This window comes from Shewanella waksmanii ATCC BAA-643, from assembly GCF_000518805.1.
GTDB lineage: Bacteria > Pseudomonadota > Gammaproteobacteria > Enterobacterales > Shewanellaceae > Shewanella > Shewanella waksmanii.
On sequence record NZ_JAEH01000074.1, the window covers coordinates 1 to 9,564 of the forward strand.

Sequence of the window (9,564 nt, forward strand, 5' to 3'; positions counted from 1 at the left end):
ACGACCTTCGGGTTATGAGCCCGACGAGCTACCAAACTGCTCCATCCCGCGTCCGTTAAAGCGGGGCGAACTATAACGACATGATTCTGTGAATGCAAGCGACTTATGTGTTTATCTGTTTGAGCGTTCATAAATGCGACAACCACAAGGTTTTCTTGTTATAAGGGCCAATAAATTAACCGCTAGGGGAGATAACTTTTATCTTTTGCTGCTGTGACAGGTTATAATGGCGGATTGTTTAAATGAGTGTGTTTACCAATCAATGTTAAATTTTTTTGCTGCTGCCCCGAGAGGCTATGAATATGCGTTATCTCTAGAACTTGTAGAGTTAGGCGCCAAAGATGTGAAAGAGAGTGTTGCAGGGGTTTATTTTTCTGCGCCATTAGAATTAGCTTATCGCATCACTTTATGGTCTCGTTTAGCGAGTAGAATAGTCATGGTGATTTATAAAGGCCCGTGCGAAACGCCGGAGCAACTTTATAATGCGGCGTATTGCATTGACTGGCAAACACACTTCTCCAATAAAAGCACCTTTAGCATCGATTTTCATGGTGTCGGTGGTTTTATTAAAAACTCCCAATTTGGCGCGCTCAAAGTTAAAGATGCGGTTGTTGACCGGTTTAGAGATGACGGTTTAAATCGCCCCGATGTTGGCCGTTCTGAAGCCGATTTTCGTATCGACGCTCATTACCGTCGTGGCCAAATTACCTTAGGAATTAATTTTTCCGGCCCCGCGTTGCATCAACGTGGATATCGCGCGACCACAGGTGAAGCTCCGCTAAAAGAGAATTTAGCCGCCAATATGTTGGTGCGCAGTGGTTGGAAAGCAGAGCCTGTGACACTACTTGATCCATTTTGCGGTTCGGGTACGGTGCTGATTGAAGCGGCGATGATGGCCTGTGATGTTGCACCCGCATTATATCGTCAGCGTTTTGGTTTTTCTCACTGGCTTCGTCACCAGGATGGAGTTTGGAATGAGTTAAAATCTGAGGCCAAAGCAAGAGCTAGCCTAGGTATTAGCCGCTGTGAGACTAAGTTCTACGGCAGTGATATTGATTCTCGCCTTGTTGCCTTAGCGAAACGCAACGCCGAAAATGCCGGTGTGGCACAGTTAATCGAGTTATCTGTTGGTAATGCACTGGATGTCGAAGTCCCCGCTAAGAGCGGTGCCCTGATCACTAACCCGCCCTATGGTGAGCGATTAGGTAATGTGACCTCTTTATTGCAGCTCTATTATCAACTGGGTGATAAATTCAAATCACAATTTGGTGGTTGGCAGATTGCCGTACTCAATAGTGACGTTGAATTGTTGTCAGCACTTAAGTTAAAAGCTGATAAACAGATGAAAATGTACAACGGCCAGCTAGAGTGTGCATTTAATCTGTATACCGTTCATGCCCAAAGCACTCGAAGAATTGACCCTGTTGCGGTACAAAATCAAGGCGAAGTGAGTGAGGTCGCCAGCTCATTTGCAAACCGCATTAAGAAGAATTACAAGCAGTTATCAAAGTGGGCAAAACGTGAAGGTATCGATAGCTATCGCTTATATGATGCTGATATTCCCGAGTATAACGTGGCAGTCGACAAATACCTTGATTATGTCGTTATTCAAGAATATTCAGCGCCAAAAGATATTCCTGAAGCGGTCACTAAACGTCGATTGACCGATGTCTTGTTGGTTCTACCACAGGCTATTGGCATTGATCCTGAGCATATTGTCCTCAAAACCCGTGAGCGTCAAAAGGGCACCAATCAATATCAAAAGCTCGATGCGACTCATCAAGAACTGCACACCATGGAATATGGAGCAAAATTTAAGATAAACCTTAAAGACTATCTTGATACCGGCTTATTTTTAGACCACCGTTTAACGCGCAAAATGGTAGGTGAAAAATCGGCAGGTCGTGACGTGTTAAATTTATTTGCTTACACAGGTACCGCTTCTGTTCATGCTGCCATCGGTAAGGCTAAGTCGGTCACTACCGTCGATATGTCTAATACTTACCTGAATTGGGCAAAAGATAATTTTGCATTGAATGGTCTATCTGGCAGCCAGTATCATTTTGTTCAAAGTGATTGCTTGCAATGGATAGATAATTGCCAAGATAAATTTGATCTGATTTTTATCGATCCACCAACGTTCTCAAACTCGAAGCGCATGGAAGATTCGTTTGATGTTCAACGCGACCATCTGCCTTTATTAACCAGTCTGGTGAAGTTACTAAACCAAGGCGGTGAGATAATTTTCTCAAATAATAAACGCAAATTTAAGATGGACAGTGCTGGCCTAAACGCTTTGGGACTTAAGGTGACTAATCTTGATAAGCAAACGTTGCCTTTGGATTACAAACGTAACCCACAAATTCATAATACCTGGTCGATTACCCGTGGTTAAGTCAGCATGAGTCAGCCGCCATTAGTGTTGTTTCATACCGAACATTGTCACTTATGTGAGCAAGCCGCAGCGCTGCTTCAAGGGGCAGGTTTAAGCTATACACATGTAGACATTTGTGATGATCCACATTTAGCAGAACGTTATGGCATCTCAATTCCGGTACTGCAGCGTGTAGACAGTCAATTAGAATTATGTTGGCCGTTTGATTTGCCACAAATACAAGCTTTTTTAGGAGTATAAATTGAGTCTTGTACGTATAAATAATGGCTCGTTAGCATACGGATATACTCCGTTATTACAAAACGCCGATTTCACCATTGAAGCTGGAGAGCGGGTATGTATTGTTGGCCGTAACGGGGCGGGCAAGTCCAGCTTAATGAAAGTACTTTGTAAAGAAGTACTGCTAGACGACGGTGAGTTTAATATTGCTACCGACGTCAAAGTAAGCCGCCTCCAACAAGATCCACCTAAAGCAGAACAGGGTACTGTGTATGCCTACATTTCTGGTGGGCTTAAAGAAGTCGGTGAAAAGTTAGAACGTTACCATCAGTTATCTCACGATGTAGCCACTGCTGATGGCGAGCAGATGGAGAAAATGCTCAAACAGATGGAGCGTTTGCAATCTGACTTAGACCATTTAGATGGTTGGCAGCTCGATACCCGTATTACTCAAACATGTCAGATGTTAGGACTCGATGCTGAAGCCCAACTCAATACTTTGTCTGGCGGTTGGCAGCGTAAAGTAGCCCTCGCACGAGCACTAGTTAGCGAACCTGATTTACTGCTACTTGATGAGCCAACTAACCATTTGGATATTGATACCATTGAATGGTTAGAAGAGTTTTTGCTTAGCTATAAAGGCGCTATTGTCTTTATTAGTCATGACCGTGGGTTTATTCAACGCATGGCTACGCGTATCGTCGATTTAGATCGTGGCGTTGTGACATCATGGCCTGGCAACTATCAAACTTATCTTGAAGGAAAGGCTGAGTGGTTGCGAGTAGAAGCGGAGCAAAATGCCCACTTCGATAAGAAACTGGCAGAAGAAGAAGTTTGGATTAGGCAAGGTATTAAAGCTCGTCGTACGCGTAATGAAGGTCGAGTTCGTGCACTAAAAGCCTTGCGTGTCGAGCGCAGAGCTAGGCTTGAGCGTCAAGGTGGCGCGAAAATGGCAGTTGCCGATACAGAGCGCTCTGGCAAGTTAGTATTCGATGTTGATAGCTTGAATTTTAATTTACCCGATAAGAATTTGGTTAAAAACTTTACCACAAGCGTAATGCGCGGTGATCGTATTGCATTGATTGGACCCAATGGCTGTGGTAAATCAACGTTAATCAAATTGCTGATCGGTAAACTCGAAGCGCAATCAGGTAGTGTAAAAGTTGGTACTAAACTCGAGATTGCCTATTTTGACCAATACCGCGAAGCGCTGGACCCTGAAAAAACTGTTGAAGAGAACGTTGGTGAAGGCAAGAAGACGATTACCATTAATGGCCAAGATCGTCATATCTTAAGCTACCTGCAAGATTTTCTGTTTTCGCCGATGCGTGCTCGTACGCCAGTCAAAGCTTTATCCGGTGGCGAGAAGAACCGGTTACTGCTTGCTAGGCTGCTAATTAAGCCTGCAAACTTAATAATCTTAGATGAACCAACAAACGATCTTGATATTGAGACCCTAGAGTTGTTAGAGTCCTTGCTAACAGATTATGAAGGGACATTATTGTTGGTGAGCCACGATAGAGCGTTCATCGATAATACAGTGACAAGCTCATGGTGGTTTACCGGTAACGGTGGCTGGAGTGAGTACGTTGGCGGCTATGAAGATGCAGTTGCTCAAGGAGCAAAGTTTTATTCTGAGGAACCTGTGGCCTCAGCTGCTGTCCAAGCACAAGTTGCTGAAGTTAAACCTGTTAAAAAGCAGGCTGCTAAGGTAGAAAAAAAGCTCTCTTACAAATTACAAAGAGAGTTGGAACAGTTACCTGCAAAAATGGAAGCGCTTGAAACTGAAATAGAATCGCTACAGGCGGTTATCAGTGAAGCAGACTTTTATTCACAGGACCAAGATACGGTAAACCAACAGCTCAAGCTGTTGTCAGATAAAGAACAAGAGCTAGAAGTGTGTTTCGAGCGTTGGGAAGAGCTTGAGTCGCTTAAGTAAGCCACATAAATAATAGGAATATAATTAATGAAGTTGAAGTTGGATAAAACATTATCATTAGTGGCTATTGGCGTTGTCAGTGCATTGCAAGGCGTGCAAGCAGCGCCTGTATATGAAATCAAGAATATTGAAGACTTTGATCTAAATGGCACCATTGAAAGTACCCGTAACGGTTACGGTATGTTCGTTAATGGTAATAACGAGTCAGTTGGTGTATCAAAGGGTAAGAAGAAACTTAGTGTCTCAGATGATGACGATGACGGTGTCATCGATATCGAAGACGGTATTGCGCCAGAAGAACAAATAATTTATTCGATAGATCTGCCTATTGTAGCCAACAACTTTACGTTTACCTCAGATGAAAATGGCGCCTCTGGCGCATGGATACCCACATTTGAAAGCGTTTTTGGCACTACGCCGCCGAAAGATTCAGACCCTGATGTGCCAGAAACTATTAACTCAATTGATGCTTACTACTACGGTATTAGCACTGCAGGTGTAAAAGTGGGTGCGTATACAGCACCAGAGCAGACAGTCGAGTATACCGGTAGCAATGAAGACCAAGAGTATTGGTATTATCGAGAATTCGAAGAACGTGGATTTGTAAAGCTAGCTGATGGCACTGAAGTACCTTTGCTTCCGCCTATTACAGAATATTACAGTGAAGACGAGGATGTCACTGTGACGGTTGGTGGTATGTCGATTGCTGCTGCTATTAATGAGAATAATGTTGTTGCAGGCTACGCGAGCACAGAGCTGTCTTCGACCAGTATCGATCGTATTGAAAGCTGTATTACCGGTGAGACATATCCGATAGATATCTGTGTGCAGCGTGAACAGTATCCTAATTCTAGCGGTTATAGAAATATTGTTTATCAAACTCGAGCTTATGTGTGGGATGTGGATAACGCTCAGGGTATTGAGCTACCGCTTGGTTTAGAGTCTGAATCAGAGACTGTTTTTACTGCTCAGGGTCTTGGAATTAATGTTGACGGTATCGTTGCTGGCCGATCGCATGTTTATCGTAACGGTAATACTGATAAATTGGCTTATGATGCAGCTTATTGGAAGAAAGATAGCGATGGTGATTATCAGTATCATTGGATCCCGATGAAGGATGATCAACGATACTCTATCGCCTACGACATCAACGACAACGGTATTTTGGTCGGTAGCTACAATCAGTACTTAGATGGCTATCCGCGAGACAAGTTTTTCTACTTCGATACTAACAATCCTGATGAAGGTTTCGTTACACCGCATGACTTTTTTGAGACTATCTCTGACAGAGCCAGTCGACCAAAAGATATCAATAACTTAAACCAAGTTGTTGGGTATATTGAAGTCACCGCTGACAAAGAGAAACCGCGTGTGAAAGCGGGTTTCTTATTCGATAAAGATAAAGATGAGTTCAGTGATCTGAATACCTTGCTTACTTGTGGCTCAAAAGGCTATGAGCAAGATGCAGAAGGTGAGTGGGTACGTAATCGTGTTGAAGTTGAAGATGGCAGTGGTGACACGTTGTCTTATGAAAGTGAAATTCGCATCGTAGAGGCGAATAGTATCGGTGAAGATGGCACGATTGTCGGTACCGCGTTTATTCGTAAGCCTTCATATCAATTTGATTCAAGTGGTAATTTGATTATTGGTGATAACGGCTTACCGTTGTTTGAAATCGATGGTAATGGTGATCCGGTTACCGCGTTTATTCCACGTATGGTGGTATTACAGCCCACCAGTAATGGAGAAGCTTGTCCAGTTGAAGAGAACGACAATAGTGGCAATGGTAATTACGAGCGCAAAGGTGCGGCGTCGTTAGGTGCTTTATTGCTGTTGCCGTTACTGTGGTTAAGACGTCGCGTAAAACGCTAGTCTTTTCTTAGAATATTTTCTACTAAAAATCGAAGCAAATGCTTCGATTTTTTTTATTTTGATAACTCAGGCGCTTAAATTATAAACGGCAAATATGACAAAAATATTGTTTGATCTTGTTTAAAAAACGTTCTATTTGTATTGGGTGGAGTTTAGCTCCTAGGACAGTTCAATAGAGGATGCTTGCATGAAAAGACAGAAAAGAGACCGTTTAGATAGAGCTTTTTCAAAAGGATTTCAAGCTGGGATAGGGGGGCGCTCAAAAGAGAATTGCCCATATTCAACGTTGGATTCTAAATCTCAGTGGCTTGGGGGATGGCGAGAGGGAGTTGATGGCCGCCTAAGTGGCTTGTTTAATAAATAGCGCAGCAGTTCTAGTTTGTTAAAGTATTTATGCCCTAGTTGACTGCACAACTAGGGCATTTCACGTTAAAGCCCTAACAACCTTTCTCCCCATTGCTGATCATCATTATCAGCTGTACAGGTGAGGTAGAGTTAGAAGGTTGAAGTATCTTTAAAAATGCCGACTTTTAGGTCTTTAGCACTGTAGATTTCTCGGCCGTCGACTTCCATCACGGCATCAGCAATACCCATCACCAATTTGCGATATACTTTACGTTTTACAGTTAATTTGTAGGTAACTTTTTTAGCGTCCGGTAATACTTGCCCGGTGAACTTTACTTCTCCTACACCCAATGCACGGCCTTTACCTTCAGCGCCTTCCCAACCTAAGAAAAATCCTACGAGTTGCCACATTGCATCTAGCCCTAAGCAACCAGGCATCACGGGATCATTTTCAAAATGACAATCAAAAAACCAAAGTTTTGGATCAATATCGAGTTCAGCGACAATTTCACCTTTACCAAATTCACCGCCATCGGCATTGATGGCTGTGATACGGTCAATCATCAACATATTGTCGATGGGTAAACGCGGAGAATTAGCGCCAAACAGTTTGGCATGTCCACAGGCGACTAGTTCTTCTTTGTTGAAACTATTAGCTTTACTCATTATATACTTCACTCCAGCAATTAGTGGTGCCAAGATTAGCGAACACGTGTACGCTAAACAACTCCGATCAGCTGGATATCTTTAATTTATCGAGTAATCTCTCAAAAAAGCTGAGTTCTGGTTCTTGATAGCCTGCTAATGCTTCTAATCTTGACTGTACCAGCCCATATAATGTGTCCGTTGGAAATTGGTTATGCTCATTGGCTTCGCCAGCGGAAACATTAGTGAGTAGCTCAACGGCTTCATCTATGTGAGAAACTTGATAGAGGCTGAACTGCTTATCTTGCACTGCTTTGATGACATCTTGATTAAGATTGAGTTGCTGTACGTTAGCAGTAGGGATGATGACCCCTTGATTACCATTGAGGCCACGTTTTCGACAGAGCTCGAAGAATCCTTCTATCTTTTCATTGACGCCACCTATGGCTTGTACGTTGCCAAATTGGTCTATCGCGCCGGTAGCGGCTATGCCTTGCTGTATTGGTTTGTCGGTGATCGCTGAGATCAATGCACAGTATTCGGCCAGTGAGGCACTATCGCCGTCAATTTCTTGGTAAGATTGCTCAAACACAATATTGGCGTTCAGGTGTAGCGGGGCATCTTTACCAAAAATACGATATAAGCAAGATGATAAAATCATCATGCCTTTAGCATGAATATTGCCGCCAAGTTCTGACTTTCTTTCAATATCTGCGACTTCACCATCACCATAATGCACAGATGCGGTAATTCTCGCCGGTTCGCCATAACTGTATTCAGCCATATCCAATACGGTGAGACCATTGATCTGTCCGATGACTTCGCCGTCGGTTTGCAGACTAATAAACTTTTCATCAAAGTTTTGCGCTGACAATAGCTTTGATGCGTTGTGGCGAAACTCAATATGTTGCAATGCCAGTTTTATATCTTCACCATCAAGGTGCTTACGTTTAGAAATTGCAGCACTTTGGCATAATAGCTGGCTAATCGGTGTACTGAGCAGGCTTAAGTGCTGTTGATGCTCAGCCAACCTGGCACTGTAGCTAAATAGCGCGGTTAACGCACTTTGCGCTAAGGTGATGGCATGGGTATCTGCTAGGGTAACCAGCCATTGTGCGTACTCGCTCATTGAGCATTGATCTAGTGCCATGTGACTGTCACTAGCTTTTGTTAGTTCTGCTAAAGCAATTTCATTAACCATTTCGCCAAGAATCGCGAAATGTTGTAGAAAGCTGCGCTCTTCTAAATAAGCCAAACTATATAGCTGGCTTGGGCCAATTAATACAACCTTGCAGGTAAACGGATGTTGTTGATGGCCGATACTGAAATAACCGTCAGTTAGTGCTTGTAACAGCAATTCCCATAGTGGTTCTCTTTTCCATAAGGACTCTGCACAGATAAATACTGGTCCTGCTTGGCTAAATATACCGGGCGTTAGCGCGCCAGAGCGGGGATCTATCGTGCCGGTAAGTTGATGGCGTCTTATCGGGCCATGGAGATAGCTTGCGCCGTTAGCTCGTTGCTCAGTTTCACTCACATGGTGGTGATAGAGGCTTTCAACAATCAACTTTCGGTCAATGGCAACTTGATCTGCGATGAACATGTGTTGGTTATCGCTATCGAGCAACAGTTGAAAACCTCGCGATAGACGCGCTTGTCCGATAAGAAAACTTTGTTTACTGACACTAATTGATTCAACATTAGGTAGCGAGTATTGGGGAGCGAGTGACTGAGCTAGTAAAGGTTTAACGGTCATAGAGTTGTGTATTCATAGTCGATTAACCAGAATGTTAGCACACCTACTGGCTTGAGAACTATTTCTATGCAGTATTCGCTAACGTTGTAGGCTTTAAACTGAAAATCATTAAGTGTTGAAGGTTATTTCAGTCGAAGTTGCAGTTTAATCATGGTTATTGCGTTAAAGAGCTTTACAAGCCATCGCTATCGCTATATTATCTTGCGCGTTCGGAGAGATGGCAGAGTGGTCGAATGCACCGGTCTTGAAAACCGGCATGGGTTTATAGCCCATCTAGGGTTCAAATCCCTATCTCTCCGCCATATTAAGAAAAGCCCGCTATTTTATAGTGGGCTTTTTGCTTTTTAGCTTAAGCGAACCCTAGGGTTCCTAATGTTGAAGTCCGGCTATCTC

At 43.3% G+C, this 9,564-nt stretch carries 7 protein-coding genes and 1 tRNA gene; 6 read left to right on the forward strand and 2 right to left on the reverse strand.

Features of this window, described 5'->3' with window-relative positions; all coding sequences use genetic code 11:
* Nucleotides 1-262: 262 nt before the first annotated feature.
* The 5 genes from rlmKL (at nucleotide 263) to rmf (ending at nucleotide 6,789) form a co-directional block, all read left to right on the forward strand.
* Nucleotides 263-2,395, forward strand: a complete 2,133-nt coding sequence (gene rlmKL / locus L865_RS0119530; protein WP_028774778.1) for a bifunctional 23S rRNA (guanine(2069)-N(7))-methyltransferase RlmK/23S rRNA (guanine(2445)-N(2))-methyltransferase RlmL — start codon at nucleotides 263-265, stop codon at nucleotides 2,393-2,395.
* A gap of 6 nt (nucleotides 2,396-2,401) precedes the next feature.
* Nucleotides 2,402-2,635 carry a glutaredoxin family protein gene (locus L865_RS0119535; protein WP_028774779.1) on the forward strand — a complete coding sequence of 78 codons (234 nt, stop codon included), beginning with the start codon at nucleotides 2,402-2,404 and terminating at the stop codon, nucleotides 2,633-2,635.
* A gap of 1 nt (nucleotide 2,636) precedes the next feature.
* A complete protein-coding gene (locus L865_RS0119540; protein WP_028774780.1) occupies nucleotides 2,637-4,553 on the forward strand; it encodes an ABC transporter ATP-binding protein in 1,917 nt (638 codons plus the stop codon).
* A gap of 27 nt (nucleotides 4,554-4,580) precedes the next feature.
* Entirely contained in the window at nucleotides 4,581-6,425 is a 1,845-nt protein-coding gene (locus L865_RS0119545) for a DUF3466 family protein (protein ID WP_028774781.1), read from the forward strand.
* A gap of 187 nt (nucleotides 6,426-6,612) precedes the next feature.
* Nucleotides 6,613-6,789, forward strand: a complete 177-nt coding sequence (rmf, locus tag L865_RS25270; RefSeq protein ID WP_084632599.1) for a ribosome modulation factor — start codon at nucleotides 6,613-6,615, stop codon at nucleotides 6,787-6,789.
* Between the two features lie 131 nt (nucleotides 6,790-6,920).
* On the opposite strand, the gene fabA is transcribed toward rmf, so the two are convergent.
* A complete protein-coding gene (gene fabA, locus L865_RS0119550; RefSeq protein ID WP_028774782.1) occupies nucleotides 6,921-7,436 on the reverse strand; it encodes a bifunctional 3-hydroxydecanoyl-ACP dehydratase/trans-2-decenoyl-ACP isomerase in 516 nt (171 codons plus the stop codon).
* A 67-nt stretch (nucleotides 7,437-7,503) separates the two neighbouring features.
* Nucleotides 7,504-9,171, reverse strand: a complete 1,668-nt coding sequence (locus L865_RS0119555) for a S16 family serine protease (RefSeq protein ID WP_028774783.1) — start codon at nucleotides 9,169-9,171, stop codon at nucleotides 7,504-7,506.
* Between the two features lie 211 nt (nucleotides 9,172-9,382).
* Here L865_RS0119555 and L865_RS0119560 point away from each other — a divergent pair.
* A tRNA-Ser gene (locus tag L865_RS0119560) sits at nucleotides 9,383-9,473 on the forward strand.
* The last annotated feature ends 91 nt before the right edge of the window (nucleotides 9,474-9,564 follow it).